Below are 26375 nucleotides of genomic sequence, written 5' to 3'. Positions count from 1 at the left end.
GGTGTGGACTGCATGGTAAACGCAAAAGGAACACTAAGAACATGCGAGCAAGGACACTCCTACTCCAAAAGTAGCGATTGTCCAACTTGTCCCGTCTGTGAACAGGAACGAAAACCGAAAGAAGGATTTCTTTCATTGCTGTCCGCACCAGCCAGACGTGCGCTGGAGAATCAGGGGATTACGACATTGCAGCTGCTCTCGCAATACACTGAAAAAGAGATATTGAAGCTGCACGGGATCGGGCCTTCTGCGATGCCAAAACTTAAACAAGCACTCGAAGAAGAGGAATTATCTTTTAATAAGTAACTCTCATAAGAGGATTCAAATAGAGGAGGAGACATCTTGAAGATTTTCTTGGTAAGACACGGGATGGATGAGGAGGGCTACAGAGGTGGCTGGAGTCAGCGAGGACTCATTGAGCAAGGCATTATTCAATCGGAGAAACTCGGAGATTATCTGTACCATCATTCTGAGCAATTCAAAATAAACACGATACTTAGCAGTGATCTTCCGCGTGCAGTACAGACTGCCAAAGAGCTTGAAAAAAGACTGAACATCAAGGGACATTACCAGAAAGACTGGAGAGAAATGAATAACGGAGATCTGGCTGGAATGCCAAACAAGGAAGCTGAAGTGAAATATGCAGGCGTTTATTTTAACACTCTTGGAATGGATACCCCGTTTCCAGGAGGAGAAAGTCCTCGGAATTTTTATAACAGAATATGTTCATCCTTTCGGGATTTATGCCAGAGTATAGAGGAGCAACATGTCGAATCCAATGTTCTACTGGTCACGCACGGTGGAGTAATCAACATCCTCTATTATCTTTTGGGAAACCAAAAATGGACCAATACATCGGAGTTTCATTCTATTGGGAATGCCAGTGTACATACGGTTGAGAAAGGACTAAATGGTTGGGAGTTTAGCAGCATGAATATGATGAGTCATCTAGATTAGAAAATGGAAGTCTAAGGGGGGTGCCGATATGAGTGACAAACCGAGTGAATTGTTGCGTGGGTTGAAATCCTTGTCTGGACCTTTTCTGAATTGGGATACCGAACAGTTACCGGGTCGACCGGGGGAGCTTTTTCTGGAATGGCTGAGACTGGCTATTGATCATGAGGTGAAAGAACCCCATGCGATGACGATCTCGACGGTGGACTCGGAAGGTTTTCCAGATGCACGAGTATTGATTTTGAAAGACGTGGTTGACGAAGCTTTTTATTTTGCATCTGGCTCGGAGAGTCGAAAAGGTCAGCAGCTTGGGAGCAATCCGCATGTGGCATTGACCTTTTACTGGCCTGCGCTGGGCAGACAAATTCGCATAAGAGGGACCGCTGAGGATATGGGAGCGGAAGCGGGGGCGGCGGATTTTCGGAAAAGATCGGCAGGGGCCCGCGCAGTGGCGATGACGGGACGGCAAAGTCAGGAGCTGGAGAGCGAGGAAGCATTGGAACACGCCATTGCCGCTCAGAAGGAACGAATCAGCCGAGACCCTGATGTTACTACACCGAATTGGAGACTGTACGCCGTGAACGCAAAGGAAGTTGAGTTCTGGCAAGGAGACCCGGAGCGAAAGCATGTGCGAATCCAATATGTACTGCAACACGGGCAATGGAAGCACCAAAGGTTATGGCCGTGATTTTATAAAGGGGGAATAGGTGTGAGTCGTAGAACTACAGGGACACTTTTGCTGGTCATAGCGGCATTTCTGTACGGTGTTCGATATGTGAGTGCTGCCATTTTTGGTTCTGGAGTAACTTCGTGGGATTCGGACTTGTTTCAGGGCATGCTGAATTATGTGGGAACCGCTCCGCAAAGTTGGAGTATAGCTGCTTTAATTCTGGGCTTGTTTTATTTAGTATGGGCGGAATATGAAGCATCCAGCTCCAAAACCAAAGAACGTCTCAAGCGATTTGGGAGTTATGAAACTGTAGATCAAGAAGCCGAAAGCCGGAACAAAACAGAATAATTGGACAGAGTGATTCCTTATAACAACGGTTATTATACTAGTTTGATGTAAGCTGGGACCATATAATCCTGAGTTTGGAAGGACTGAAACTCAATAAAATGGCTGGGGGTACTCTGTTCTTCACATCCCAGCGTACATAATGTCATATCGAACATCGGCCGAGATCCGCTATAATCTCCAAGTTGAAAAACATGGATATGGAATCGGGAGGTACATCGAATGACAACGAGAAACAGATATAAATCACTTGAACTTGAAACACCCGGCGTATATGAGCTGGAAGGACTGGAGGTCGGTGTGACCTCTAATTGCAATTACAAATGCGACTATTGCTGCGCCTACAATCGGGATGATGGGCAATGCATAAGCGGTCAAGAGGTTATCCGAATTATCAGTGAGCTTCCGCGGCTCAAGCGAGTGCGTTTGTCCGGGGGAGAGGTGACCCTGAAATTTCAGGATTGCCTGGAGATTGTGACGTATTGCGGGGCAAATGGCATCGACACGCAATTAAATACCAATGCCAGTCTGCTAACGGAAGAACGAATTCATGCTTTGCGTGATGCCGGCTTGTCCAATATCCATATTTCATTCAACTATACAGATCGGGATGCATATGCGGCCTATTACCGAGTACATCCCCGCATGTATGAGCGATTGGAGCATAACATTCGTCTTTGTACTGAAGCGGGGCTGGAGACCGTATTGGAGACGCTGCTATTTGAAGGTACCCAGGCAAACATGCAGGCCATTAGCGATAAAGTCTATGAACTGGGTGTGCGCATCCATGAGATCCAGAACAGCATCGTGATGCCACATACTCATTGGAGCCAGATTGCTTCGAAGGAATCGCTCATCCATTCCGTAAACGAGCTAATCAAGCATAAGAAGGAAGATACGACCTTATATTTTACCTGTATGGACCGTTTCGCTGAACAACTGGGTTTGCGTGAACAGCCGGGTGTCTATTTCTCCAATTGTGTGGATGGAACCAAACAGCTGCATTTGCATGGCAATGGAGATATTCTCATCTGTGAGTTATGTCATCCGGTCGTGATTGGTAATATCTATCAGGGTACATCTTTGAAGGATATTTATACGAAACAGCCCCAAGCGTTAACGGATTTTCTGGAAAAGAAGCCCTGCCCTGCGTACGATGCTCTTTTTGCAGGTGACACGTCACGATTATAAAAAGCTGCTTAGGATCGTCCTTGTCCCGATCGGGGGATATATCATGAAAATTAAGATTCACGCATCATCCTGTCAAAGGAAGGTTGCCGATCTCCATAACGGAGAACAGGGTAATCTTCTTTTTTTTGCGTTCAGCCTGTTTCAGATTCATTTAAGCTATCCAGCCTATGATGAGCCTTAAGAACTTAGATGAAGAGGTGAACTGCACATGATGAAGATGTATCCAAAATCCAACGAGAACGACCCCTATAGAAATGTAAAACCAAGGCGCAAATGGCTGATGATTACGCTTGTTATTGTTTTGGGCCTGGGTACTGTGATATACAGTCTGGCAGATCGTTACTTGATCCGGCATGTGCAGGTTGTTGTAGCGGATGACAATACATCAGCAACCAGCACCTCCAGCGGTACTTCAACCACGGCGACTGAAGTGAATGCAACGTCAGATGACTGGAACTATTCCAGCGATGATATGCAGGTCAAGATCGACAAGGTGCAGACGGGCTCTGGCTCAGATCAGATCACGTATTACGTCGCAGATGTACAGCTGTCAGATGCGAACAGTCTGCGCTCGGCTCTGGCAGATAACAGTTTTGGCACGAATATAACTGAGAACACGTCAGAGATTGCAGCGGCTAACAATGCCATCTTTGCGATCAATGGTGACTACTACGGCTTCCGTGATGACGGCGTGATTATCCGCAATGGTACGGTATATCGGGATGATCCGGTGCGTGATGCGATGGCGCTGTTCAGTGACGGTACGATGAAGACGTATAACGAGACGGAAGTTTCTTCCTCGGAACTACTGGCAGAAGGTGCGACCAACACGTTATCTTTTGGTCCGATTCTGATCCAGGACGGTGAGATCGTAAGTGATTTTAGCAGTGTGAAAATCGATAACAACTTTGGCAACCGATCGATCCAGGTTGCGAATCCAAGAACGGCGATCGGCATGATTGCGCCGAATCATTATGTATTCGTTGTAGTGGATGGACGGCAGGATAACAGCCGAGGTATGACACTCGCAGAGCTCGCCAATGTCATGAAAGGCCTTGGAGCAACGGAAGCCTATAATCTGGACGGCGGCGGTTCATCCACAATGTACTTCATGGGTCGGGTTGTTAATAATCCGCTGGGGAGAAATCAGGAACGCGGCGTAAGTGACATCCTTTATCTGAAAGAGGGACAATGATCATGACCATATTAATTCCATCATACGAACCGGATGTTCGTTTATTGAATCTGGTGTTACAGTTGCAGACGTTTCAGTTAGGACCCATTGTCATTGTGGATGATGGCAGCGGCCCGGGTTACCGGGGGATTTTCGAGACGGCAGAAGCCTATGGTTGTACGGTCCTGACACATACGGTCAATCTGGGCAAGGGACATGCACTCAAGACAGGGTTTCAACATATCAAGGCACATGGACCACAGGGTGGTATTGTGTGCGCAGACAGTGACGGGCAGCATGTGCCGCATGATATCCGCCGTATCTTCGATGTGCTGCTGGAGCAGACCACCCCAGGAATCGTGCTCGGCAGCCGCCGGTTTAGCGGAACGATTCCTGCACGCAGTCGTTTTGGCAACACAGTTACCCGGGCGGTCTTTTCCATCACAACGGGTACCAAAGTATATGACACTCAAACGGGCTTGCGTGGTTTTCCATATTCCATGCTGGACTGGCTCTGTCAGATTCCGGGTGATCGGTTTGAGTACGAGATGAACATGCTGCTAACCGCAAAGAAGGAAGGGTATGAGATCATGGAGGAGTTTATAGATACGGTCTATCTGGATCATAACAAATCTTCTCATTTTCGCCCGCTGGTAGATTCATTCCGTATTTATATGCCGATTCTAATGTTTAGTACGTCTTCGGTGTTATCGGCTTTGATTGATTTCGGCTTACTGTTCGTGATCCAGTACTTCACGCATAATTTGTTCCTATCGGTCGTTGCAGCGAGATTATGCAGCTCCATCTTCAACTATACAATCAATCGAAAGTATGTATTTTCAGCAGGGAAAACGTCCAGGGTGCGCCAATCTTTACCGAAATACTTCTCGCTGGTCATTCTGGTGCTGTTGCTAAATTACGGACTGTTGTACTTCTATAATGAAAAACTGATTATCCCGCTGATTGCAGCCAAGCTGTTAACAGAGGTTTCGATCTTTGTGTTCAGCTATTGGGCGCAGCGCAGATTTGTGTATTAAACACAGAGAGAGTGAGCGAATAGCTTGCTCTCTTTTTTTATCAAAACCGTTTCAAAAGAATATCCTGCGCTTCTTGGTTAACAAAAAAGGTCGAGAACAGGGTAAACATACCCTGTTCTCGACCTTTTAAACTCAAAGGAGGACGAGCGTTACATCAGCTTCTTAATCTCATCCTTCAGGATTTCGGACTGGGTGCCGAAGATGACCTGCACAGCTCCACCACCGAGCCTCATGACACCGGAAGCGCCAAGCTGTTTGAGCGCCCGATCGTTGACGGCTTTGTCGTCCCTGACAACTAGCCGGAGGCGAGTGATGCAGGCGTCGATGCTCTCGATATTGTCTGCGCCACCGATCTCCGCGAGCACTTTGCCAGCCTTGGTGTCGGCAGACGCCGCTGCCACGGCGGAAGCATTAGTGGGGGCATCGGCATCATAAGCGTCATCCTCGCGCCCCGGCGTTTTCAGGTTGAACTTGACAATCATGAACCGGAAAAGGAAATAATAGACGACCGCAAATGCGAGTCCTACCGGGATCATGAGCAGCGGATTGGTCGACAGCTTCATGTTCACGAGGTAATCGATCAGACCTGCCGAAAAGGCGAAGCCCAGCTTAACATTCAGCAGGTACATGATCAGGGCCGCTGCACCGGTAAGAATAGCATGCACCACATACAGCAGAGGCGCCGCGAACATGAAGGAGAACTCGAGCGGCTCGGTAATACCCGTTAAGAACGAAGCTACCGCTGCGCCGATAAAGATCGAAGCGACCATTTTGCGCTTTTCAGGCCGGGCTGTATGAATCAAGGCAAGCGCTGCCGCCGGAAGAGCGAACATCATAATCGGGAAGAAGCCAGACATGAACATGCCTGCCGTAGGGTCTCCGTTGAAGAAGCGGGTCAGGTCGCCGTGCACGACTTCCCCGGCTGCATTGGTATAATCTCCGATCTGGAACCAGGCGATGGAGTTGAGGACATGATGCAGACCGAGCGGGATGAGCAGGCGGTTAGCGATCATAAACACCATGGAGCCAACGCCTTTAAAGCCTACAATCCAGGAGCCGAAAGCGCCGATGGCATCCTGAATCGGGCTCCAGACCATGCCGAACAGGATGGCCAACACCAGCATGGAGCCGGCGGTGACCATCGGCACAAAGCGTTTGCCGGAGAAGAAGCCGAGCCAGTCAGGAAGCTTGATATTATGGTATTTTTTATACATATAGGCTGCAAGCAGTCCGGCAAATATCCCGCCCAATACGCCCATATCCAGCTTGACATCGTCAGGAATATAGCCGAATACACCTGGAACGGCACCCAGAATCCGCGTCAGCACCATATAAGCGATCAGGGCGGAAAGCGCGGCGACCGCATCCCCCGCCAGTCCGATTGCCACCCCAATGGCGAAGATGAGCGCAAGGTTGCCGAAGATCGCCCCCGCTCCCTCATTCAGGAATGGAACTACATACTGATTAAGAAATCCCCCGATCACGGGACCGAGCGGAATGTCCTTTTCATAATTAAGAAGACCGAGGCCTTGAAGAATACCTGCCGCAGGCAGGGTTGCTACAGGAAGCATCAGGGATTTTCCCAGCTTTTGCAGTGCTTTCAGCATATTGTTCTTCCTTTCTTTTTTTGATTTAGGTTATTTGGACAAGCTGACTTTCATGATAGTTCCCATGCCTGCTTCTACGCTGCCATACTCCGGGTGCGACTCCCACGGCTGTTCAGCCACATTCGCAACGATGACAGGGGTGATGACAGGATAACCGGCCGAAGCGATCGCATTCAGGTCAAATTCAATCAGGGTCTGGCCCATAGTGACCTGATCCCCGGTCTGCACTTGGGGTGTGAAGCCCTGTCCTTTCAGGCTGACAGTATTCATACCGATATGCAGCAGCAGCTGCAGTCCGGAAGCATGCTCAATCATTACAGCATGGTGCGATTTGATCAGGTGCACCACAGTGCCGTCGATAGGGGCGACCAGCCTGCCCTCCTGGGGAATCATTGCAACTCCCGGTCCCATAAGTCCTTGCGCGAACGCTTCGTCAGGCACTTCCTCCAAACTGACGCAGGTTCCGGTGAGCGGGGAGGCGATTGATATTGTCTCAGATGTTTTGGCAGATTTGTTGTTTTTCCATTTCCAGATCATTGTGTGTTGTCCTTTCTGTTGTTGGTTTTGGCATGGGTTTGAAAAAGCCGGTATAAATGCATTGCGAGAAAAGCCGTTTCTTCCTCGGGTACTTCTGTACCCAAATCCTCGGCCATTACAGCGCTCAGTTTTCTGGCCAGCTGGTATTCGGACGTATATTCATTTTTCACATATTGTGCGAAGGTGGGGGCCGTCATCGGCTGCTGATACAGGCGTTCCATGGAGAAGCGCAGGTGTATCATGAGTCTTGCCTGGCTAAGGCTGCCCTGATCAAAGCGAACGCCACCCTCCTCTTCAATAATCGACTGAAGCTTGCTGATCACATTGGATACCTTAACCAACTGTCCGACAGGGACGTGATTTACGGAGGAGTACACATGGTATGTCAGGAACCCGGCCTCATCCTCCGGTACTTCTACGCCAAAGGCCTCTCCGATCATGGCCGCCGCTTCCGAGGCGATTTCGAATTCTTTCGGGAAACTGAGCTTTGTCTCCGTAAGGAAAGGATTCAGAATCTCCATCCCGTTGCGGATACGATATAAGGTGAACTGAATATGACTCGGAAGAGCAAGGTAGATCTTGTCATTCAGCTTGCCGGGAAACTGATCAGCGATGAGACGAATAATTCGGTCAGAGATGTCGATGACATTGGGGTCCAAGTCCTTCATCAGCTCCTGCGCCTGCCCCCACTCCTCCCGGTCCTCCAGCCGGAACCTTTTCTCAATCCGCGGATCATCGGACTGAATGGTGCTTTCCGCCTTGAACGCAAATCCCAACCCTTTGCCGATCAGTACGTACTCCTTGGTATTCTGGTGCGACCGGGCCAGAACAATATTGCTGCCGACGACCCGCTCCACCTGCAGAATCATTCCTTTACTCACGGTTCACCGCCTCCTCGTTTCTAAAGTTAACGCTTTCAGGCCTCCGGAACGCAAAAAGAGCCAAGAAGCGAGTATAGTATCATGTTCGCTTCTTGGCTCATGCCCTCTGGGGTGGTAACACGCCAATTCATTTTATGTTTTTATGCAGAACGTTCTTCCTACATCATATAGAGCCGATCTGACACCGTCAACCATAATTTTGTCATCCGTCTGTTCGTCGTTTAATATAGGGAATGTGTAAATGGAAAAGGTGCCTTCGCCATGAAAGAATGATGCGGGGAAGCAACTGCGTCTATTCGGCTTCGATGCTCATGGATTATCTGACGGACTACGCGCTTCTCGGGCACACGCGCTTTCTGCATATGAACGCTTTGCAATCCGATCCGGGCTATCAGATGGTCAAAGAAATCGAGCGATTCCCGGACGAAAGCACGTGACGAACGGCCTCAATCCCCGCTATCAAGGTCGTCCTTCGTACAAGGTGTGGCAGGAACGGGAGAACTCATCCACATTCCGAATTCATGTTAAAAAGATATGGGAGGAGTATAATATGGTTCCACAGCGAGTGAGTTTGGTCACCATTGGTGCAATGCATTTGCCTGAATTACGTTCGTTCTATCAGAAGCTTGGCTGGAGTGAGACTGCAATCAGTTCAGATCAGTACAGTGTCTTTGAAACGATAGGTGTATTGTTATCGTTATATCCTATTCAGGAGCTGGAGAAAGATACGGGGATGACATTCAGTACACCTAGTGGGTTGAAGGGAACATTGCTGGCCATCAATGTGGATCAAGCGGGAGATGTTGATGATACCATAGCAAAAATTCGTGCAGCCGGAGGGAATGTAATCAGAGAGCCATATGACGCTGCCTGGGGCGGGAGAATCGCTTATTTCCTGGACCCGGAGAATAACTGCTGGGAAGTCACTTGGAATCCAACCGCCGTATTTGATGAAAAAGGAGCCATGATCACATTTTAATCACCCGCAAAGAAATCATTCATCCGTGGTTGAAAAAACAGGACTGAAACTACCAGAAGTCCAACGTTATAAGAATAGGAGCTTAATCTATGTATCTTCGAAGTGTGGAATTATTGTCTGCCAAAATCGAAAATCCAGATCAATATCCGTTTCATATACCGGCCATACAGTCATTGGAGCGATTGGAATTTAATAATAACATCACTTTTTTTGTTGGTGAAAATGGATCGGGCAAGTCTACGCTGCTGGAAGGTATCGCTCATCAATGCGGATTCAATACAGCCGGGGGCGGAAGGAATAACTACTTTGAGATTGATGCTGCAGAATCGTCATTAGGGGATTATTTGCGTTTATCCTGGCTGCCCAAAATCACCAAAGGCTTTTTCATGCGTTCCGAGTCCTTCTACCAATTTGCATCACATGTCGATGAGATGGGTTCCATTGATTATTATGGCGGGCGTTCATTGCATGAACAATCCCACGGGGAATCTTTTCTCAATCTGTTTGTCAACCGATTCAATGCCAAAGGCATCTATCTGCTCGATGAGCCCGAAGCCGCCTTATCTCCAGCTCGTCAACTTTCCTTGCTGCGCATTCTTCACGATCTGTCAGACCATTCCCAATTTATTATCGCAACGCATTCGCCGATTCTATTGGGTTATCCAGGAGCACGGATTTTGAGTTTTGATGATGGGCAGATTCAGGACGTGGAGTATGAGGATACAGAGCATTATCAGATCACCCGCAGTTTCCTGGAGAACCGCGACCGGATGCTGAACGAATTGTTCAAGGACTAATTGTTTTTATTTGACAGGAGAGTGGGAGTCGGATATGAGTACAAAATTGGTGTTGTTGGATCAACTGGCTGCCTGTTATCATGACAAGAGCTGGTTTATGCCGCTGGACGAAATGTTGCGTGATGTTACCGCTGCGCAGGCTTTGTGGCTGAATGATGAGGGGCAATCGATCTGGAGGTTGGTGAATCATCTGACGTTCTGGAATGAAACGTGGTTGGATCGATTTCTCAAGGGTGAAGTGGGTTCGGGCATTAACATGAGTAATGACGAGACGTTCATTGTTAATCCATCCCAGGTAAGTGAAGAAGATTGGCAGAAAAGCATTGCACACGTTAGTGCAACATTTAGTCGCTGGATACAGGCTGTAGAGGATAGTGATGATGCAAAACTGGGCACGACCATTCCATCGTATTTCAATGCTCCATGGTGGAATGTCATATCCAATCTGTGTATTCATAATGCGTATCATATTGGACAGATCATGATGCTAAGAAAAAAAGTCATAGGAGAGATGATATGAAAATAGGTTTTCTCATTGTCGATATGCAAGAGATTATTGTACGGGATAAGCTGGATCAAAAAGTAATAGACCGCGCTTGTGAATATATCAATCATGTCGCAGACGTACTTCGTTCAAATGAACATGTAGTGGTTCATGTACAAGATGTGGAAGGAATGGAGGATTCAAATTCTGAAGCATATCGTATGATTTCCGAGTTGGATGTGAATGAGAAGGATCTGACGATTACCAAGGAAAGTTCCAATGCATTTTGGCAGACAGACTTGGAGCAGATTTTGAAAAGTCACGGTGTTGAGCTGTTGATCATAGCGGGTTTTGCCGCAGAGGAATGCGTTCTGTTCACTTATAATGGTGCGATGGAACGAGGATTTAGACCTGTCATGTTGCAAAATGGGGTTCTCAGCACGCATCTCGAAGCAGTGGTTTCAACCTATAGAGACCGGAACGTGATTTCTTATCCTGTAGTTAATTATCTAATTCGCTAAATGTTGGGAAAGAAAAAGCAAACGACAAATATGCCTAAACGGACTCTGTAAAGGGTCTGTTTTTTGTATACAAGCATGTTCTCCAAGACAGGATACTTCATGGTTTAAATCAAACATTGCCTATATCTGCCGTGCTTGACACGATATATTGGGAGCAGGACACAGCAAGCGCGCGCTGTGTATATCGATAAGTTTGAGCGTTAATCACATGATAAGGGAGATGTGCAATGATGATGAATGTACAAATTACGAGCATTTTGGCAGAACAGAAGGAATTATTTTTAAATCTGTACAACCTGTATTTATATGATCTTTCCGAGTTCTCGGGTGAGGATTTGTTAGAAGAGGGGAAATACGATCCAACGAATACCTATCTCTATCTGGAACGAGCGGAATTACATCCGTTTTTTATCCATTATGATGGCAAGGTAATCGGATTTGTATTGGTTTGCTCTCCTCCATATGTAGATGATGATGTTGATTATACGGTTCAAGAGTTGTTCCTGGTCAAAAAGTATCGTAGACAAGGAGTGGCGGCTCAAGCGGTTGATCTGGTATTTGCACAATTTCAGGGCAGATTCAAAGTGGAGCAGCTGGCCAATAACCAATCCGCTGTTTCATTCTGGAAAAAATACTATGAACAACATCACATTGAATATGTCGAGTCTGAATACAGCATTGAGATTGATCATATTGCGGGCAGTCATCGGATTTTGTCTCAGACGTTTGTATGTGCAAGAACGGACTAGTCACTATTTTAATCTAACTCGTTATATGTTCAAGAAGGTTCTGTTTCCTCCCTACTTCGGGAGTCAGACAGGATCTTTTTGTGTTTTGTCTATCCCAAAAAGAGTTGAAAGTACATCATTCTGAGCTTATCTTATAACTTCGCATTTACCAATACATGGGTTATGATGATTGGAAAGAGTTTACTATAAGAAAGCATGGCGTTATTTCATAGGGGGGACTGAAAGGATGCCGATGCACCATTTTGTTATTGAAAATAAGTTGGAAATAAATGAATCTATCTACACCTCCTACTCATGGGATACTCATGGCATTATACATAAAAGCGGATTAATGGCTGAGGGACATGCTTCCTTGGAAGATGAGTTCATTTCATACATTCAGGATTCTCTTAACTGGTTGAATACGTGGAACCCATCTACCTGTAAAAGATGTAGTGGACTGAACAACTATGGAATAACGGTTATTGAAGAAAAAGATGCTTTGTCGAAGTTTCATCAACTGATTCGCGCATGGATTGATGTATTCAACCTTGCGCCTGATCAGATCAAACTTACAGGGGATTATTGTTTTGATGGAAATGAACAGAGGGGCTATTATGAGAAACTCATGTATAACAGAGATAAATTGATAAAAGAATTAAACAGACTTGCCAATATGGCAAAAGATGCTAAGGTGAATGAGAAATGCATTGTACATTTTGGTGTTTGATCCATTAAAGTGGAATTTTCTTATGGAACATAGCTGCTGACTAAGGACAAGTGAACCATTTGAAAAGAGACGAATAATAAAGAGGTGTAGAAATGGAACAGAACAAAATTTCAGCATACCAAACATTAATATACCAAGCGTTTTTAGATATACGTGTGATTGCATCCAAGTTAGCATATTCCTCAATTGAAGATGTCGAGGATACCAAAAGAAATGGTTTGCTCATATTTTATTTGACAAACGCTTTTCACAATCTTGCATTATCAATTGCTGAGGGCACAAATTCAATTTATGAAGATGACTTCTGGAGTAGAATAAAGTTTATTAATGAGAAATTCCCTGAGTCGACACAGTATAAAGACATATTTAATCAGTTGATTCAAAATTCAGATGGTTAAAAGATGAATCACTCAAGTCATACATGTAAGTTTGCAGTAGTAACCCATCATCCTTGGCATATGAAAGAGTAAAGGAGAGTCCTATGAACCAGTTTTCAGTGCCTGAGTCGATTGAGGATTCTGTAGAACCATTAAGAATGACAAACACCTCCACTCAAATTTTTTTCGAGCTTTTAGTTCTAAGTGGGTCGCAGACTGCAACAATTGATCGAGAAAAAGAATTTATCATTTGGCTTGCGCAACACGACCAAAATTGTGTAGGCCGTGGGAACGTTGGGTTTGATATGGATGAAATGCCATGGACAGAAGAAGATTTTTATCCTATGAAACAATTCTTGTTAAAGACAATCGAAGGGGCGATACATAAAACGGGATGGGCTGTATTGAATTATGAGCCCAGTGTGAAATGGAGCAACATCACATTTCAGCATTTCTATCAAATGATTGAAAGTTTTGAGCAAAAACATGTAAATTCTCTAAATTACCTCGAATGGATAACACCTTATGAAGGTGACGAGGTGCCAACGATCCCAGAGGGCTATCCAATGTGTAATCAGCATTCGGTGTATTTATCATGTTTTGGATGTATCATCTGCAATTCTTTATAATGTAAATCCCTGAGTTTAATAGAGATAGGAGTATTATTATGCCTTGGCCCATGGTTCATTTTGCAATCGCATCTGAGTTATTATCTGATCCAACCCCTGAATTTATATTGGGAAGTCTTGCACCTGACTCCATTCATGTGAGAACGAATGAAAGAGCCGAAAAGGCAAAAACGCATCTCATGCCGGAGCCAGGACGGTTCGCAACTGACGAGGAGCTCAGGGTATTTTTCAACTCCAACCAGCAGCGTGCACATAGTGATCCTAAGTTTATGCAATATTTGTGCGGGTACATTGCTCATGTATATACGGATCGGGTATGGACTTTCGAGATTTATCCCGCATATGAGGAACACCCCAATGGACGAAGTATTTATACGGAGGATGTTACGAAGCTGGAATTTACGATTTTGAGAAAAGGGTCTGATGGCCATGATTTATTGAATAAGCTGGAAGCAGGTAAAGCTTTTGATTTAGGCGGTTTGCTGGAGCAAGAGGTGTATCAGTATAGGAAAGAGAAAGTTGAATTTTTAAACAATCCTGAAAATGAACCTTTAGGTGATTTAAGTATTTTATCCATGGAAGCTATAGAAGGATTCATTCACACAACAGCCCGGAGACTGAGTCAATTGTTTATAAATTGGGAGGTATTCTAAATGAAAAAACGGATTAGCCTCGCCCCATATAATGAGAAGTACGATCAAAACTTGGCTCATTTTTCATTAAGTGATGAACAGGTTCAATTTACTGCAATGCCTGTGGAGGTGATTGAGGAGGCATTGCATAATCCGAACAAATATCCCGTAATGATTTTAAATGATGAGACTCCAGTTGGTTTCTTCATATTACATAAAAATTCTGAATACGTAGAGGAAAGAGATGCTTCCCGTAAGATACTGGTACGTGCGTTATCCATTACGCTAGAACATCAGGGGAACGGGTATGCATTGGCTGCGATGAGGGAACTGCCTACACTGGTTAAGCAGCTTGATCCGAAGGTCAATGAAATTATTTTAGCTGTGAACGAGGGGAATATTGCGGCACAAAAGCTGTATCTGAAAGCAGGTTTTCTGGATATGGGAGAACGGAAAATGGGCATCAATGGTCTTCAACTGATTTTGCAATATAGAATGGTGTAGGGGATGAATTACGGCAAACAAGAAGGCTTATTTGATAAAAAGGAGGAATAATGTGGCGAACATACACAAGGGAAGATATTCAGCTGAGATTGATGGCGAGTTTGTTGTTTTTATTATTGGAATGAGAATTAATCGCCTGTGGGCGATACATAAGTGGTTACCTGTTTTTAAATCCATGGGCCCGATGATTAAAGAACTGTACATGAACCCAGATACCGGGTTTCTGGGGACGGAATATTTTATGAGCTGGCGTGGAGTGACTCTACTGCAATATTGGAGATCCTATGATGAGCTGGAGAAATACGCACGCGGTGGCCTGCACCTGGAGGCTTGGAAACGATTTAACCAATCGGTTGGATCGGATGGAAGTGTAGGGATTTATCATGAAACCTACAAAGCTCAATCCGGTTCATATGAGACCATATATGCGAATATGCCCAAATTCGGATTGGCTAAAGTGTCTACCCATGTTCCAGCGACAGGCAGGAAGGAAACGTCCCGACGTAGAATGGGTGGAGAGAATGATCCCGGAGTAGAAACACCAAAGAATCCTTAACATATGATTAGTGAAGTTTGAATTTACAATCATCGCAAGTAGAGAGGAGCATGTTATTGAAAGTTAAAGTCAAACTAGGAGACTTGGGTTCCGAGCAGCTTAGCTGGCTATGCGTCCAACCGATGTTGATCTCCGTTCGTGGTAAAGATGTTGCAGCAAAAGTAGAGGTATATCGGCAATTACACGAAGGCCAACAAGCGATATTTTTGTTCTATTCCTATCATAACCACACGAAAAGCCTAGCGGAGTTTTATTGGTTTTCGGCGTACAACATTATTGATATGAAGAGCTGGAATGGAATAAAGAACGGGATGCGCTATTTTAATCAAAATGAAATGGTGAATCTGCTGGATGACATTGAGCGTTTGGTTACAGATCAAAATAAAGTTGGAGACACGTGGCGTGAGGTCCTGCCCACGGATTTGGAGAAAGACCCGATCCTGCTGCAAAGAACGGAAGAACTATACGTTAAATATCGAGCCGCGGCTCAGGAAGCTATTTTACACATCAATGAAATAATTCGGCAAGATCAGGAGAGATATCTGGAGATTACGGAGATCCACACCTAAAGTAATCTCAAAATATAAGGAGTGATCTGTTCATGAAATCTCCAGGTGGATCCATTTTTCCTTATTATTATAAAGGTGGAGAAATCCATTGTCTGAAATATGGCAGCAAGCATAAGGACCAAGATAAGCTTTTTGATGTGATGAGACAAGAAGAAGCTTTCATCTTAGGGATCAATAAAAAGCTCAAGGTTTGGGTGGATATGTATGAGACGAAGATTACCAAAGAAGTCTTGGATCAGTTAATCTGCAATATGAATAATCTCAAAGATAATCTGGATAAGCTCTCATTTGTAGGATTATCATGGATGGATCGTTGGAAATTAAAAAGAAGATTGAAGAGCCTAGGGATGGGGCAATCTGTATCATTTTATGCTGATCCTGAAGAGGCAAAGACATGGCTGATAACGGATCGATGATTTGATCTTTAGCAGCAGATGTGGGTAAAGGACATAGGAGAACTACTCTTCATGAGTAGTTCTTTTTTCATGATTTTGAAGGCGAAACGATGCTGCTGTAATTCGAAATTAGTCTAACATAACAAGAATGAGTAGTCCTTTTTATCGTGTCTGTACGCTGAAAAATCAGTACCAATGTAACAAACCTGCAATTTCATGCAACAAAACGCAATACTGTGGGTTTGTCGTGGCTTTACTTGTAATATGAGTTGTGAGAGGAGGAATAAGGCGTGAAAGTCATTTTTGAAAAAGATATGGCAATGGAAAAAAGCACAGCTAAAGTCGTAACCCATCCTGATGAGAAGTCGCATTGGAACAGTATTCAAGAAGCGATCTGCCAGTTTGAAGCAAAACTTATTGTCATCAATGCTAAGAACAATCGCAATGTGCAGATCAAGTTGAGTTCAGTGGTCGCGATTGAATCAGAGGATCGATTGTGCTGTGTGCGTATCATTACAGGCGAAAGGTATTTGCTCAACAAACGCCTGAAGTTTGTGGAAGAGGATCTGAGGTCATCCCAGTTAGTGAAAATCAATAATCAAACCATCATTAACACAAGGCATATAAGTGAATTCTCGTCAACAGACCATGCTAGGATCAAGGTTGATCTGAACGATGGCTCCAGTTACTTTGTCAGCCGATTTTACATTAAAAACTTTAGGGGGAAATTATCATGATTAGTCAGCTCAAGCATTCATTTTTTCAGGTTTTTACAATTACTTCGTTGTGGGTGACCTTGTTATTGACACTATTCTCTAAAGGTCAGTCCATTGAAATGGGTTACCTGTGGAATATTGCCGGGATTTCAGCTATTGCTGCTATACTGTTTGGCGTAATGTACAATGCACTTTGGAACTACTTTACGATGAAACCCGTGTGGAATATCATCATTTCTTCCACATTTAATATTGCAGGAGGAATGGCGATTGTATGGTTGTTTTCTACAGACATGTTCCTATTGATTGCTCCCTGGTTCCCTGGAATGTGGGTCTTATCCATCGTACTGCACATTATTGCTTTTTATTTCTATGCTAAAATAGATAGCAGGAAAAAAGCGGAAGAATTAAACCATATTATGAAGTAAGCAAGGTGTACGAAGATGAACGAAGAAGAGATTCTGGAGTTGTACGGTTTAGATCCAGATACCAGACACAGGCAGCAAATCAGGGAGTTGTTGCAGCAGGAAATCGAGAATCAAGAAGCAGTGGATCATGAGTATTATGAACTACCTTAGTCATATCCAACATGTGAGAAATGAGATGATCAATGATGACAAATGCTGCTTCCATCCAGGAACAGATGCAGATGTGTCGCAAATATAATGCCGACTATGTCCCCAGTGAACTGCACCATAAGATCGGAATCGCCTGGAACGTCAAGGAGAAGTTGGAACCGATCCACGGAATGCGTATTCAGCCCGAGGGAGATACAACCGGATGGTATATTTGGGCAGAAAAGTACTCGGATGCAGATGATTTTTTTGTACCTTTACATGTAACACACATCGATGACTGGGACCCGAAAATCAATAAGTACCTCGGACTTGCGCCGGGATGGCGGTTTGTGATTGCAGAAGATTATGAGGATGTATGGTTTGACGAGCAGTTGCTGGGCAGGTCATAAGCAGAGCAACCAACGAGTTAAAAAGGACCTTTGAAAGGAGTCATACCATGCCAAGTGTGCATGATAACATCATATTAAGTTACGAAGTCGATTTGGAGAATGAAAGCATTAGAATGCGTACCCGTTCGTATCACTCTGATTTGTCTGAAGATACGGATATCCTTTTCTCAGGCGTATTAGCACATTCGTTTGATACACCGTTGCAAGGCAGCATTATCTTCGATATTGACGACGTTGGTTTGGATTGTTTTATCAGTTACAATCGAGAGTTGTTGGAGAAGGGGAAAGGTCAGGGTTGGCCTATCATGTATGAAACTGATGAGGAGCTGGAAACCAAGTTGATCGAGGGGGAATATCTGTACTTTGTCATTACATCATCATATGGATTAAGTGGCTGGGTATTGGCTAAAAAGGTTGAAATGATAACAAAGCAGCGGAATGAAAAAGATGAAGAGTAGTTTCAGTTATGGACCGAACATGATCCGTAAATTACCAGTAGTTATGGGTCTTGTCATTTTAGTTGTCATTATGATTATTACCAATCCAACCAGGCCAGATTTTTATAAATGGCTGGAAAGCGAGCATGGTATACATGTCTCCTACGATGTCAATGCAGGAACGACGTATACACAGATCACGAACGGCGAGGAAAAGAGTCTTATTTTCAGAAGTGGACATATACAGCATGTGGGGATTTTTACGACGTATGACGACCTTTTTACGGATGTTGAAGGAAATGAAATTAAAATCAAAGCAGTTGGCATATTGAACATGTTTTTTAAAAGATAGTAGGTTGCATTTCTGATGATGGAAGCTTGAAAAGACTTTTCGACATACCACGCTTTTGTATGATGCAAACATCAGAACAGCGTGGTTTTTGTGTTGAGGAGAATCCGTAAGGAGGGGAGGATTACGTTATTTGGTTCATTCGCAAATTCCACATTATGGGTTATGATGTACCTACAGAGAAAATTTAACATACATAGGAAGTTTTTTTGGAATTGAGATTATTCCAGTGGGAGGAATAGAATGAAAGCCATTTTCCTTGATTTCTATGGGACAGTTGTTCATGAAGATGATGATATTCTTCCCATGATTTATAAAAAGGTTCAAGCTTCTGCGCAGGTTGATTGTACGACGGATGAGATTGGCGCATATTGGTGGAAGGCATTTTCAACATTGTTTTATGACAGCCATGGCAGCCAGTTTACCACGCAAAGAATACTGAATGTGCAGTCTCTGGCAGAAACGCTTCGCCATTTCAAATCAGATCTACGGGCTGAGTCGCTTAATCAGGAACAGTTGGCACATTGGCGTAACCCTGGCATATTTGCTGATTCAATTCCCTTTCTTCATTCTCTTGAAGTCCCGGTATATATCCTTTCCAATATAGATACTGATGACGTGAGAGCTGCAATGAAGGCACATAACATTGAAGCGGCCGGCGTGATTACCAGCGAGGATGTTCGTTCTTATAAGCCAAGGTCAGAGATGTTTGATGAAGCGATCAAGAGGTATGGTTTGCAGCGAGATGAGGTAATCCATATTGGGGATTCGCTGGTCAGTGATGTACAAGGAGCACAAAATGCGGGAATTAAGGCTGTTTGGTTAAATCGGAAAGGTAAATCCAAACCAAAACAGATTACTCCGGATTATGAATGCAAAGACCTTACCGAAGTTCTGCATATGTTGGAGGGTTGGACATGAAAAAGTTAATCCTGTGTTCATTATTATTTCTATGTCTAATTGCCTGTCAAGATAAAACAACCAATGAGGCTGCGCAGAAACCAGCTATTCCAGTGACGAAAAGTCATACTGAGGAAGCAGTCAAGCAGAAGGACGATGAAGCAGCAGCACCCCAAGAGGACAAAGGCATTCCTCCTGTCTATCTTGATGAAACGAAGTATACAGGTGATGAACTGGAAATCGTCCAACTGATGAATTCCCGTATGCGTTATATGTGGGAAGAGGATGAGAAGGGTTATATGAGCCTTTTTGATCCACAATCGCCAGTCTCAGGAATGCCAGTTTCAGGCTTGTCAGGTTTTAAAGTTCGCAAGGTCATCTCTATGAGTGATATCACCATTCGTGAGCAAAAGAAGCTTTATGAAGCACTTGTGATGGTTACTGAATTAAGAGAGAACGAGGAGGAGGCCAGCTCTAGCATGGTGTTTTGGAAAAAGAAAGCGGATGGCGATGCTGCGAAATGGATTTTTGCAGACATCGATTAACAACACTGAATGAAAAGAAGTAAAGGGTGATGAAATCATGACAAAACAATTGATACTTATTGAGGGATTACCGGGTTCAGGAAAGTCGACGATTGCCAAGATGGTTTCCGAGATTCTGATTGAGCAGGGCAAAAAGGTGCAACTCATCCAGGAAGGGAATCTGGATCACCCTGCTGATTATGATGGTGTGGCCTTTTATTCTGCGGAAGAGTTCAGGTCTTTGGTGAATGCTCACGAGGCATGTAAACATATATTGGAGAGCAGAGCTACAGTCTATCAGGATGGTTTCCTGATTCCGTATCGCAAAATGAAAGAGGAATTTGGAGTGAGTTTCCCTGACCATGTGGTGCAGGAGATATTCAGCAAAGATATTTACGAACTGCCTTTTGAACAAAATGTAAAGCTGATCACCGAAAAATGGCGGAGTTTTACCGAAAGCGTGATAAGCGCGGATGATGATTCCATCACCATATTCGAATGTTGTTTTATTCAAAATCCATTGACCATAGGTTTGGTGAAATATAATCAATCCAGAGAAGAAAACGTACAATATGTTCTGGAATTGGAGCGCATCGTTCAACCATTAAATCCGCTACTCATCTATATTCATCAGGAGGATCTTGCACATACCTTTGACAAAGCAATTCAGGAAAGACCCAAGGAATGGTCAGATGGATTCATACAATATTACACAAATCAAGGATGGGGGCTCACGAAAGGATATCATGGTGTTGAAGGCACGGTGACGGTTCTTCAGGCAAGGAAAGAGTTAGAAACCGAGATTTATCATTTGCTGAAGATGGACAAACATTGGTTGGATAATTCGGATTATAACCACGCTGCTTGCCAGGTGGAGCTGGAGGAGATTTTGAAAGGTTCACTTTGAGACACTAAAGTACAAGTACGACAGATCTTGGCATGGTAACTCAATACATAATGGAGGTTTATTTTTATGTTATTTCTCGAGGCAACACTAATCGTCATTACCACTATATTGTTCATCTTAGGTGTAAGGAACAAACGCAAAACATTAATCAGATGGGGTATAGGGAGTTTAACTTTGTTGATTGTACTTTTTATTCCATCGTTTGTTAATGGATTTGTGGAGGGATTGTCCTCTGGCTGGTCGGCAAAGTAAACCTGGATGCATTCAAAATTATGGAGGTTTATCCGTTGTTTTTGAAAAATGATCAGTCATCAGCGTGACATAGTTAGCCTTAAGCATTACGTTCAGAAATAGGAGGAGTTTATGGATATCACATTTATTCGTCATGGTCACGCTGAACATTTGCTTCATTATCCTCATCAGCTAAACCAGCTGCATCCCGGACTCACTGAACGGGGAAAGAGCCAGGCGACTGAATTACGAAAGCAGATTAAAATTTTACCGGAAGACATAGTTTTGGTGAGTCCTACGAAACGAACGATAGAAACGGCATTCCTCTTAACATCAAGCGATAAACTGACAGTCAGTCCACTCGTTGGCCCGAGAATGTTCCCTCAAAACCCGGAGTTCCCCGATCTGCGTTGTGATCAGATCTATTCGAAGGAAGCAATAGATGCTCAGTATGCGGGTTTACGAACTCTTGATTTTGAGCTTGATTGCTGGGTGGATGGGATTAACCGGATGGAAGCACATCAATTCGAGGTTTATGCTGGACAGCTAATTCAATGGTGCAGAGAGCAGAGCGGGAGTACTTTTATCATTTCACATGATGGTACGATAACGAGTTACAGGTCCTACCTTGGAGAGCAGGGGTTAACCCGAAGTGACTTTCTAGGCGAAGCGGGTCATTACACGATCAAAAACCTTTAGAGAAGAAGGGACATATGGACATGAAACCTTTTCCCGAAATAGAGACTGAACGATTGTATATTAGACAGCTAACTTTAGCGGATCGTGAGTCTGTATTCAAGCATTTTGCTGATCCAGAAATAGCTCGATTTATGGATATTGAGCCTTGCCGTGACGTAAAAAAAGCAGAAGAAATCATACAATTTCATATGGATGATTCAGGTTGTAGGTATGGTCTGTTCAACAAAGTAAATAATCATTTCCTCGGTACAGTCGGATTCCACTGCTGGGCTAACAGCGAACCGTCAAGCGCAGAGCTTGGATTTGATTTATCCCGTTCCTATTGGGGACAAGGATTAATGCAAGAAGCTTTAATGGAAATCATCAAAATGGGTTGGGATGTTATGAATCTTGATTTTATTGAAGCCACAGTAGAGCAGGCCAACATTCGGTCACAGAACCTGTTAGTTAAGATGCTTTTTTCAAAAGCTGATGAGTTGAAAGGTGACTTGTTCTACTACACGTTGAATAGGGAAGAGTTTATTTTGTAATCGGTCATTATCTACACGAAGGGGGTTTTTCCGTGAGATTATCGGACTATGAATATTTAGTTTTGGCTCTGAAAGAGGCAGATCAGGCGCTAATAGAAGGAACCTATCCGATTGGAGCGATAATTGTGGATGCGGATGGGGATGTCGTGAGTAAAGGAAGAAACCGAGTCTTCTCCGAATGTGATCCCACTGCACATGCTGAAGTCGATGCTATTCGTCAGGCAGGGCAACATTTGCTAGATGTAAGTAAGAAGCGATACACGAAGAATGACCTGACCCTCTACACCACCTGTGAACCTTGTCCCATGTGTTCATGCACCATATTAATGTCGGGGATCAAAAAGATCGTATGGGCAGCGGATGATGAAGGTTATGGCGGGCTTAGACGTTTTAAGGAGGGCCCTCATTTTATCCATCTGTTCGACACACTTTCCTGTGTTGCAGCACCATATCTTGATTTGGAAAATAGACAGCGAGCATTGCTTGCCCAATGGAATATTGGTAGAGGTTTGCTTAATACAGAGTGGGAGACTCCCAAACAATGAAATCCATTCCGATCTCCATTTTACTAGCCAGTGTCATTTTGGGAATATCGTTCATAGTTGGTTGCCTGTTGCTATCGAATCAGGGGAGAGCTAGTGAGTCGGCTCAGGCAGTGGAACAGGATGTGCCGAACAATAATAAAACATTAATGACGATCCAAGAAACGGCGGAGTATCTAAGTATGACTAAAGAACAGGTGATGGACATTATTAAGGCCGAACAAGGAAGTTTCTCGGCATCGGGTTTCTTTGAAGGAAAAATGTTTCCTTTCATCAAGGTTCAAGATCAATTTTTAGTTAGTAGAATCGAGTTGGAACTGTGGGCTCAAGATGCATCTTCAAGTCATAGAAGATATATTAATGGGCAGATGCAATAGTCCTATGGAAACGACGGCATAAACAAAAAAAGGAGATAAATTGAAATGGAGTTCGTGGGACAGAAGGTAAGAATAACACCTGTCACAGAACAGGATCTCGACTTTATAAGCAAACTTGAATGTGATGTGGGTATATGGAGTTTTGAGGAGACTGTTGAAACGGATACGGAGAAAGTTCGTGATAAATATCGTAGTCATTTTTTCACTACGGATGAAAAACCGTATGCCTATGATTTCATTATTCGTCGTTTGGAAGATCCAGAAGGTGAACCAATTGGTCTTATCCAAATGTGGAGCTATGTGGATCATAGAAAAAGCTGGGAGCTCGGATTCGCGCTGCTTCCGAACTATGTAGGGTTTGGCTACGGAAGTGAGGCTACGAGTCTTTTATTAGAATTTGCATTCAACGGGTTACACGCCCATAAAGTGGTAGGTATGTGTAATGCTCAGAATGTCAGATCGGCTGCGCTGATGCAGCATGTGGGTATGACACGGGAAGCCGTGTTCAAGAAAGAACTTTGGTGGAACAATCAATGGACGGATCAATATTTCTTCTCCATTTTAGAACAAGAGTTTAGTGAACGAAGAGGGAGAAATTCAGATGACCAAGTTGGTCTTGTTAAGTGGAAGGTGGGTCTACAATGAGTGAAATCACGGTGTATCATTATGACGCTTTTTCGACCGTTCCCGGTAAAGGAAATCCGGCCGGAGTCGTCTTTCATGCCGATTCGATCAGTGAAGAAGTGATGCAGCAGATTGCGCATAAAGTTGGCTTTAATGAAACGGTCTTCGTGATGAGTTCCGAAGTTGCAGACGTTAGGTTACGATATTTCACACCGGGTCATGAGATTAATCTGTGTGGGCATGCCACTATGGCATCCATGTATGGTTTAAGGACGAAAGGGCTTCTGGAGGATAAACAGTCGATTACCATCGAGACTAATGTAGGCATATTGCCGATTCAGTTCCAGCAGGATGGCGATACGATCCACATCGAGATGAAGCAGGATCATCCCCGTTTCCTGCCATTCCAAGGTGACATAGAGAAGCTGGCCAATTCCATAAATTTAACGATGGATGATATTGATCTATCCACACCCATCGTCTATGGAAGTACGGGCACCTGGACGTTGTTAATACCGATTCGCCAACGGATCTCTTTCCAACAAATGAAACCGAACTCTTCCCTATTTCCTGAGATATTAGTTGGAAATCCCAAATCATCCCTGCATCCATTTACTCTGGAAACCCGTGATTCAGATGCTTTAATGCATGCCAGACATTTTTCCTCGCCCTTTTCGGGTACTACAGAAGATCCGGTTACGGGAACAGCATCCGGTGTGATGGGTGCCTACTATTTGGAGTATATGAATTCTGAGATGGATCAGGCTCATTTTGTTGTGGAGCAAGGGCATGAGATTGGCAGAGATGGGAAAGTTCATGTCAGTGTGGTCAGAAGTGGACAGGACATGGATGTCAGAATACGAGGAACGGCTGTTTTTGTGGGAGAGATGAAGGTGCAATTGGATACGTAATCATGTAAATGAAGGAGCGGATTTAGGTGGATGAACAAGCGGTGTTACATACAGTTACTCATTTGTTAAAAGAAGAATGTTCGGATTCCCTGGTGGGGATTTATTTGCACGGGTCCATGGCTATGGGGTGCTTCCTTCCTAATCAAAGCGATATCGATATCCTGGTCGTCTGCCGGGAGCAGCTGTCTGCGGATACCTATCGAAGAATTGCGAAGAGGTTGATGCACATCGAAGATGACATGCACATGGTCACAGGGTTTGAACTTAGTATTGTTTTGGAGTCTACGGTTGCTAGACTGACGTTTCCGACTCCATTTGAATTTCATTACTCCGCGTATCACCGGGAAAAGTATAGAGATGATGATCAATATCTATGTGGTGGATACGAAGACCCAGATCTGGTGGCACATCTGGCCGTTATTTATGACCGTGGAATTGTGCTTGTCGGCAAACCTATTAAGGAGTTATTCCAGCCCGTAAAACGAGAATATATGTTGGCCTCTATTACATCTGACGTTGGTTCAGCTATGGAAGAAATAACGGAAAATCCTGTCTACTATGTTTTGAACCTATCACGGGTTCTAATGTATGTGAAAGATTCGGTAATATACTCCAAGCGAGAAGCAGGCGAGTGGGCACTTATTCATATTTTGCCGAAATACAAGGAAGTCATCTCTCAATGTCTAGCAAAATATAACGGAGAGCTGGAAAGCGTGAATCTAAGTGATGATTTACTTCTGGATTATGCAAAATACATGTTAAACGAAATAAAAGTCTTGGCGGAATAAGGCGTGGACTAGAACTTAAAGGGACAACATGAATGATCACAACTACAGAAGATTTGGAACTGATTGGAACATGACAAGGAGGTAGATCGTGATGGTTGAGATTGTGGATATTCGGCAAAAGCCGGACATGCTTCAGGCAGCTGTACACTATTTTTGGAAGCAGTGGGGTTCGGAATCGAGCTATCATTTTTACCGGGATTGCATAGAGCGTTCCGTGGAAACCGAGAGTGATGTGCCCCGATTTTATGTACTGTTGGATGGAGACAGGATTGTTGGAGGATATGCTCTGTTACGAAGTGATTTGAATAGCCGGCAGGATCTATTTCCGTGGTTTGCGTGCCTTCATGTTGATTCCGAATACCGGGGCCAGAACCTGGGTGGGCAACTACAGAATCATGCGATTAATGAGGTGAAGGCGAAGGGCTACGACAAGCTGTATTTATGTACGGATTTGACGGACTATTATGAAAAAAATAACTGGGCGTATATCGGTAAAGGATATTTGCTTGATGATGAAGAGACTCGGATCTATGAAATTTGCATATAAAGGAGAGCTTTAGTGACAATAGAAAAAGG

Annotated in this window: 40 protein-coding genes and 1 pseudogene; 38 read left to right on the top strand and 3 right to left on the bottom strand. The window is 44.1% G+C overall.

The features are described from left to right. Positions 1-12: 12 nt before the first annotated feature. The 7 genes from PPA03S_RS05125 to PPA03S_RS05095 all read left to right on the top strand — a co-directional run bounded on the left by PPA03S_RS05125 (position 13) and on the right by PPA03S_RS05095 (position 5371). Positions 13-306: an RNA polymerase alpha subunit C-terminal domain-containing protein gene (locus tag PPA03S_RS05125; protein ID WP_062320493.1), complete on the top strand. Its 294-nt coding sequence runs from the start codon at positions 13-15 to the stop codon at positions 304-306. 36 nt (positions 307-342) lie between these two features. Continuing rightward, positions 343-957 carry a histidine phosphatase family protein gene (locus PPA03S_RS05120; RefSeq protein ID WP_062320491.1) on the top strand — a complete coding sequence of 205 codons (615 nt, stop codon included), beginning with the start codon at positions 343-345 and terminating at the stop codon, positions 955-957. A gap of 28 nt (positions 958-985) precedes the next feature. After that, on the top strand, positions 986-1642 hold the full coding sequence (locus PPA03S_RS05115) for a pyridoxine/pyridoxamine 5'-phosphate oxidase (RefSeq protein ID WP_062320489.1): 657 nt from the start codon (positions 986-988) through the stop codon (positions 1640-1642). Positions 1643-1663: 21 nt separating this feature from the next. Beyond that, positions 1664-1972 (top strand): hypothetical protein, encoded by a 309-nt coding sequence (locus tag PPA03S_RS05110; protein WP_068963958.1) that lies wholly within the window; start codon positions 1664-1666, stop codon positions 1970-1972. Between the two features lie 219 nt (positions 1973-2191). Then, on the top strand, positions 2192-3160 hold the full coding sequence (locus PPA03S_RS05105) for a radical SAM protein (protein WP_062320487.1): 969 nt from the start codon (positions 2192-2194) through the stop codon (positions 3158-3160). 208 nt (positions 3161-3368) lie between these two features. Continuing rightward, positions 3369-4355, top strand: coding sequence for a phosphodiester glycosidase family protein (locus PPA03S_RS05100; RefSeq protein WP_082704004.1), 987 nt, complete (start codon positions 3369-3371; stop codon positions 4353-4355). Positions 4356-4357: 2 nt separating this feature from the next. Then, positions 4358-5371 (top strand): bifunctional glycosyltransferase family 2/GtrA family protein, encoded by a 1014-nt coding sequence (locus PPA03S_RS05095; protein ID WP_062320485.1) that lies wholly within the window; start codon positions 4358-4360, stop codon positions 5369-5371. Between the two features lie 149 nt (positions 5372-5520). Here PPA03S_RS05095 and PPA03S_RS05090 read toward each other — a convergent pair whose 3' ends face one another. The 3 genes from PPA03S_RS05090 to PPA03S_RS05080 are packed head-to-tail and all read right to left on the bottom strand — an operon-like array spanning position 5521 to position 8396. After that, positions 5521-6978: a PTS transporter subunit EIIC gene (locus PPA03S_RS05090; RefSeq protein WP_062320483.1), complete on the bottom strand. Its 1458-nt coding sequence runs from the start codon at positions 6976-6978 to the stop codon at positions 5521-5523. A 30-nt stretch (positions 6979-7008) separates the two neighbouring features. Next, the gene (locus PPA03S_RS05085; protein ID WP_062320480.1) at positions 7009-7515 is read right to left on the bottom strand and encodes a PTS sugar transporter subunit IIA; all 507 of its coding nucleotides are present in this window, start codon (positions 7513-7515) and stop codon (positions 7009-7011) included. Further along, positions 7512-8396 carry a PRD domain-containing protein gene (locus tag PPA03S_RS05080; RefSeq protein WP_245683516.1) on the bottom strand — a complete coding sequence of 295 codons (885 nt, stop codon included), beginning with the start codon at positions 8394-8396 and terminating at the stop codon, positions 7512-7514. Before PPA03S_RS05080 ends, PPA03S_RS05085 begins: the two co-directional genes overlap by 4 nt. Positions 8397-8677: 281 nt before the next feature. Between PPA03S_RS05080 and PPA03S_RS34475 the strand changes: the two are divergent. The 31 genes and pseudogenes from PPA03S_RS34475 to PPA03S_RS04930 all read left to right on the top strand — a co-directional run. After that, a pseudogene (locus tag PPA03S_RS34475) lies at positions 8678-8830 on the top strand (IS1380 family transposase); the annotation flags it as partial. Positions 8831-8946: 116 nt separating this feature from the next. Then, positions 8947-9375 (top strand): VOC family protein, encoded by a 429-nt coding sequence (locus tag PPA03S_RS05075; protein WP_062320479.1) that lies wholly within the window; start codon positions 8947-8949, stop codon positions 9373-9375. Between the two features lie 89 nt (positions 9376-9464). Then, positions 9465-10172, top strand: a complete 708-nt coding sequence (locus PPA03S_RS05070) for an AAA family ATPase (RefSeq protein WP_062320477.1) — start codon at positions 9465-9467, stop codon at positions 10170-10172. A gap of 34 nt (positions 10173-10206) precedes the next feature. Continuing rightward, positions 10207-10692 carry a DinB family protein gene (locus tag PPA03S_RS05065; RefSeq protein ID WP_062320475.1) on the top strand — a complete coding sequence of 162 codons (486 nt, stop codon included), beginning with the start codon at positions 10207-10209 and terminating at the stop codon, positions 10690-10692. Further along, positions 10689-11177: a cysteine hydrolase family protein gene (locus PPA03S_RS05060; RefSeq protein WP_062320473.1), complete on the top strand. Its 489-nt coding sequence runs from the start codon at positions 10689-10691 to the stop codon at positions 11175-11177. Before PPA03S_RS05065 ends, PPA03S_RS05060 begins: the two co-directional genes overlap by 4 nt. Positions 11178-11404: 227 nt before the next feature. Continuing rightward, positions 11405-11926 carry a GNAT family N-acetyltransferase gene (locus PPA03S_RS05055; protein WP_245683515.1) on the top strand — a complete coding sequence of 174 codons (522 nt, stop codon included), beginning with the start codon at positions 11405-11407 and terminating at the stop codon, positions 11924-11926. 226 nt (positions 11927-12152) lie between these two features. Further along, complete coding sequence (locus PPA03S_RS05050) at positions 12153-12635, top strand: hypothetical protein (protein ID WP_062320471.1); 483 nt, start codon at positions 12153-12155, stop codon at positions 12633-12635. A gap of 92 nt (positions 12636-12727) precedes the next feature. Further along, positions 12728-13033: a hypothetical protein gene (locus PPA03S_RS05045; protein ID WP_062320469.1), complete on the top strand. Its 306-nt coding sequence runs from the start codon at positions 12728-12730 to the stop codon at positions 13031-13033. An 83-nt stretch (positions 13034-13116) separates the two neighbouring features. After that, the gene (locus tag PPA03S_RS05040) at positions 13117-13641 is read left to right on the top strand and encodes a hypothetical protein (RefSeq protein WP_062320467.1); all 525 of its coding nucleotides are present in this window, start codon (positions 13117-13119) and stop codon (positions 13639-13641) included. A gap of 38 nt (positions 13642-13679) precedes the next feature. Continuing rightward, the gene (locus tag PPA03S_RS05035) at positions 13680-14294 is read left to right on the top strand and encodes a hypothetical protein (protein WP_062320465.1); all 615 of its coding nucleotides are present in this window, start codon (positions 13680-13682) and stop codon (positions 14292-14294) included. Then, complete coding sequence (locus PPA03S_RS05030) at positions 14295-14777, top strand: GNAT family N-acetyltransferase (protein ID WP_062320458.1); 483 nt, start codon at positions 14295-14297, stop codon at positions 14775-14777. It abuts the gene before it with no gap. 52 nt (positions 14778-14829) lie between these two features. Beyond that, a complete protein-coding gene (locus tag PPA03S_RS05025) occupies positions 14830-15333 on the top strand; it encodes a DUF4188 domain-containing protein (protein WP_062320456.1) in 504 nt (167 codons plus the stop codon). A gap of 56 nt (positions 15334-15389) precedes the next feature. Continuing rightward, positions 15390-15902: a hypothetical protein gene (locus tag PPA03S_RS05020; RefSeq protein ID WP_062320454.1), complete on the top strand. Its 513-nt coding sequence runs from the start codon at positions 15390-15392 to the stop codon at positions 15900-15902. A 32-nt stretch (positions 15903-15934) separates the two neighbouring features. Then, positions 15935-16318: a hypothetical protein gene (locus PPA03S_RS05015; protein ID WP_062320452.1), complete on the top strand. Its 384-nt coding sequence runs from the start codon at positions 15935-15937 to the stop codon at positions 16316-16318. Between the two features lie 269 nt (positions 16319-16587). Then, positions 16588-17034, top strand: coding sequence for a LytTR family DNA-binding domain-containing protein (locus PPA03S_RS05010; protein ID WP_062320450.1), 447 nt, complete (start codon positions 16588-16590; stop codon positions 17032-17034). After that, positions 17031-17441: a hypothetical protein gene (locus tag PPA03S_RS05005; protein ID WP_062320448.1), complete on the top strand. Its 411-nt coding sequence runs from the start codon at positions 17031-17033 to the stop codon at positions 17439-17441. Before PPA03S_RS05010 ends, PPA03S_RS05005 begins: the two co-directional genes overlap by 4 nt. 15 nt (positions 17442-17456) lie before the next feature. Then, the gene (locus PPA03S_RS34190) at positions 17457-17591 is read left to right on the top strand and encodes a hypothetical protein (RefSeq protein ID WP_281189015.1); all 135 of its coding nucleotides are present in this window, start codon (positions 17457-17459) and stop codon (positions 17589-17591) included. A gap of 32 nt (positions 17592-17623) precedes the next feature. Beyond that, positions 17624-17980: an immunity protein Imm33 domain-containing protein gene (locus PPA03S_RS05000; protein ID WP_245683514.1), complete on the top strand. Its 357-nt coding sequence runs from the start codon at positions 17624-17626 to the stop codon at positions 17978-17980. A gap of 140 nt (positions 17981-18120) precedes the next feature. Next, positions 18121-18438 (top strand): hypothetical protein, encoded by a 318-nt coding sequence (locus PPA03S_RS04995; protein ID WP_369691079.1) that lies wholly within the window; start codon positions 18121-18123, stop codon positions 18436-18438. Then, entirely contained in the window at positions 18419-18769 is a 351-nt protein-coding gene (locus PPA03S_RS04990) for a hypothetical protein (protein WP_217998917.1), read from the top strand. Before PPA03S_RS04995 ends, PPA03S_RS04990 begins: the two co-directional genes overlap by 20 nt. Positions 18770-19009: 240 nt before the next feature. After that, positions 19010-19687, top strand: a complete 678-nt coding sequence (locus PPA03S_RS04985; protein WP_062320439.1) for an HAD family hydrolase — start codon at positions 19010-19012, stop codon at positions 19685-19687. Continuing rightward, positions 19684-20211, top strand: coding sequence for a hypothetical protein (locus PPA03S_RS04980; RefSeq protein WP_062320437.1), 528 nt, complete (start codon positions 19684-19686; stop codon positions 20209-20211). Before PPA03S_RS04985 ends, PPA03S_RS04980 begins: the two co-directional genes overlap by 4 nt. 37 nt (positions 20212-20248) lie before the next feature. Continuing rightward, positions 20249-21097, top strand: a complete 849-nt coding sequence (locus PPA03S_RS04975; RefSeq protein WP_062320435.1) for an adenylyl-sulfate kinase — start codon at positions 20249-20251, stop codon at positions 21095-21097. A 363-nt stretch (positions 21098-21460) separates the two neighbouring features. Beyond that, positions 21461-22027, top strand: a complete 567-nt coding sequence (locus PPA03S_RS04965; RefSeq protein ID WP_062320431.1) for a histidine phosphatase family protein — start codon at positions 21461-21463, stop codon at positions 22025-22027. A gap of 14 nt (positions 22028-22041) precedes the next feature. Next, entirely contained in the window at positions 22042-22557 is a 516-nt protein-coding gene (locus PPA03S_RS04960) for a GNAT family N-acetyltransferase (protein ID WP_326100125.1), read from the top strand. A gap of 32 nt (positions 22558-22589) precedes the next feature. Next, entirely contained in the window at positions 22590-23102 is a 513-nt protein-coding gene (locus PPA03S_RS04955; protein WP_062320429.1) for a nucleoside deaminase, read from the top strand. Beyond that, positions 23099-23476 (top strand): MerR family transcriptional regulator, encoded by a 378-nt coding sequence (locus tag PPA03S_RS04950; protein ID WP_062320427.1) that lies wholly within the window; start codon positions 23099-23101, stop codon positions 23474-23476. Before PPA03S_RS04955 ends, PPA03S_RS04950 begins: the two co-directional genes overlap by 4 nt. A gap of 45 nt (positions 23477-23521) precedes the next feature. Continuing rightward, positions 23522-24121 (top strand): GNAT family N-acetyltransferase, encoded by a 600-nt coding sequence (locus PPA03S_RS04945; RefSeq protein WP_062320425.1) that lies wholly within the window; start codon positions 23522-23524, stop codon positions 24119-24121. Then, positions 24118-25011: a PhzF family phenazine biosynthesis protein gene (locus tag PPA03S_RS04940; RefSeq protein WP_062320423.1), complete on the top strand. Its 894-nt coding sequence runs from the start codon at positions 24118-24120 to the stop codon at positions 25009-25011. Before PPA03S_RS04945 ends, PPA03S_RS04940 begins: the two co-directional genes overlap by 4 nt. Positions 25012-25037: 26 nt before the next feature. After that, entirely contained in the window at positions 25038-25799 is a 762-nt protein-coding gene (locus tag PPA03S_RS04935; RefSeq protein ID WP_062320421.1) for an aminoglycoside adenylyltransferase domain-containing protein, read from the top strand. 91 nt (positions 25800-25890) lie between these two features. Beyond that, entirely contained in the window at positions 25891-26346 is a 456-nt protein-coding gene (locus tag PPA03S_RS04930) for a GNAT family N-acetyltransferase (RefSeq protein WP_062320420.1), read from the top strand. Positions 26347-26375: the final 29 nt, after the last annotated feature.

The sequence above is a fragment of the Paenibacillus pabuli NBRC 13638 genome (genome assembly GCF_001514495.1).
Lineage (GTDB): Bacteria > Bacillota > Bacilli > Paenibacillales > Paenibacillaceae > Paenibacillus > Paenibacillus pabuli.
This window is presented reverse-complemented; position numbering and strand designations above follow the sequence as displayed.

Coding starts and splice junctions, on each gene's coding strand:
- PPA03S_RS05125 (WP_062320493.1), top strand. CDS start 13: ATGGTAAACGCAAAAGGAACACTAAGAACATGCGAGCAAGGACACTCC.
- PPA03S_RS05115 (WP_062320489.1), top strand. CDS start 986: ATGAGTGACAAACCGAGTGAATTGTTGCGTGGGTTGAAATCCTTGTCT.
- PPA03S_RS05105 (WP_062320487.1), top strand. CDS start 2,192: ATGACAACGAGAAACAGATATAAATCACTTGAACTTGAAACACCCGGC.
- PPA03S_RS05100 (WP_082704004.1), top strand. CDS start 3,369: ATGATGAAGATGTATCCAAAATCCAACGAGAACGACCCCTATAGAAAT.
- PPA03S_RS05095 (WP_062320485.1), top strand. CDS start 4,358: ATGACCATATTAATTCCATCATACGAACCGGATGTTCGTTTATTGAAT.
- PPA03S_RS05090 (WP_062320483.1), bottom strand. CDS start 6,978: ATGCTGAAAGCACTGCAAAAGCTGGGAAAATCCCTGATGCTTCCTGTA.
- PPA03S_RS05085 (WP_062320480.1), bottom strand. CDS start 7,515: ATGATCTGGAAATGGAAAAACAACAAATCTGCCAAAACATCTGAGACA.
- PPA03S_RS05075 (WP_062320479.1), top strand. CDS start 8,947: ATGGTTCCACAGCGAGTGAGTTTGGTCACCATTGGTGCAATGCATTTG.
- PPA03S_RS05070 (WP_062320477.1), top strand. CDS start 9,465: ATGTATCTTCGAAGTGTGGAATTATTGTCTGCCAAAATCGAAAATCCA.
- PPA03S_RS05065 (WP_062320475.1), top strand. CDS start 10,207: ATGAGTACAAAATTGGTGTTGTTGGATCAACTGGCTGCCTGTTATCAT.
- PPA03S_RS05060 (WP_062320473.1), top strand. CDS start 10,689: ATGAAAATAGGTTTTCTCATTGTCGATATGCAAGAGATTATTGTACGG.
- PPA03S_RS05055 (WP_245683515.1), top strand. CDS start 11,405: ATGATGATGAATGTACAAATTACGAGCATTTTGGCAGAACAGAAGGAA.
- PPA03S_RS05050 (WP_062320471.1), top strand. CDS start 12,153: ATGCCGATGCACCATTTTGTTATTGAAAATAAGTTGGAAATAAATGAA.
- PPA03S_RS05045 (WP_062320469.1), top strand. CDS start 12,728: ATGGAACAGAACAAAATTTCAGCATACCAAACATTAATATACCAAGCG.
- PPA03S_RS05040 (WP_062320467.1), top strand. CDS start 13,117: ATGAACCAGTTTTCAGTGCCTGAGTCGATTGAGGATTCTGTAGAACCA.
- PPA03S_RS05035 (WP_062320465.1), top strand. CDS start 13,680: ATGCCTTGGCCCATGGTTCATTTTGCAATCGCATCTGAGTTATTATCT.
- PPA03S_RS05030 (WP_062320458.1), top strand. CDS start 14,295: ATGAAAAAACGGATTAGCCTCGCCCCATATAATGAGAAGTACGATCAA.
- PPA03S_RS05015 (WP_062320452.1), top strand. CDS start 15,935: ATGAAATCTCCAGGTGGATCCATTTTTCCTTATTATTATAAAGGTGGA.
- PPA03S_RS05005 (WP_062320448.1), top strand. CDS start 17,031: ATGATTAGTCAGCTCAAGCATTCATTTTTTCAGGTTTTTACAATTACT.
- PPA03S_RS34190 (WP_281189015.1), top strand. CDS start 17,457: ATGAACGAAGAAGAGATTCTGGAGTTGTACGGTTTAGATCCAGATACC.
- PPA03S_RS05000 (WP_245683514.1), top strand. CDS start 17,624: ATGATGACAAATGCTGCTTCCATCCAGGAACAGATGCAGATGTGTCGC.
- PPA03S_RS04990 (WP_217998917.1), top strand. CDS start 18,419: ATGAAAAAGATGAAGAGTAGTTTCAGTTATGGACCGAACATGATCCGT.
- PPA03S_RS04985 (WP_062320439.1), top strand. CDS start 19,010: ATGAAAGCCATTTTCCTTGATTTCTATGGGACAGTTGTTCATGAAGAT.
- PPA03S_RS04980 (WP_062320437.1), top strand. CDS start 19,684: ATGAAAAAGTTAATCCTGTGTTCATTATTATTTCTATGTCTAATTGCC.
- PPA03S_RS04975 (WP_062320435.1), top strand. CDS start 20,249: ATGACAAAACAATTGATACTTATTGAGGGATTACCGGGTTCAGGAAAG.
- PPA03S_RS04965 (WP_062320431.1), top strand. CDS start 21,461: ATGGATATCACATTTATTCGTCATGGTCACGCTGAACATTTGCTTCAT.
- PPA03S_RS04960 (WP_326100125.1), top strand. CDS start 22,042: ATGGACATGAAACCTTTTCCCGAAATAGAGACTGAACGATTGTATATT.
- PPA03S_RS04950 (WP_062320427.1), top strand. CDS start 23,099: ATGAAATCCATTCCGATCTCCATTTTACTAGCCAGTGTCATTTTGGGA.
- PPA03S_RS04945 (WP_062320425.1), top strand. CDS start 23,522: ATGGAGTTCGTGGGACAGAAGGTAAGAATAACACCTGTCACAGAACAG.
- PPA03S_RS04940 (WP_062320423.1), top strand. CDS start 24,118: ATGAGTGAAATCACGGTGTATCATTATGACGCTTTTTCGACCGTTCCC.
- PPA03S_RS04930 (WP_062320420.1), top strand. CDS start 25,891: ATGGTTGAGATTGTGGATATTCGGCAAAAGCCGGACATGCTTCAGGCA.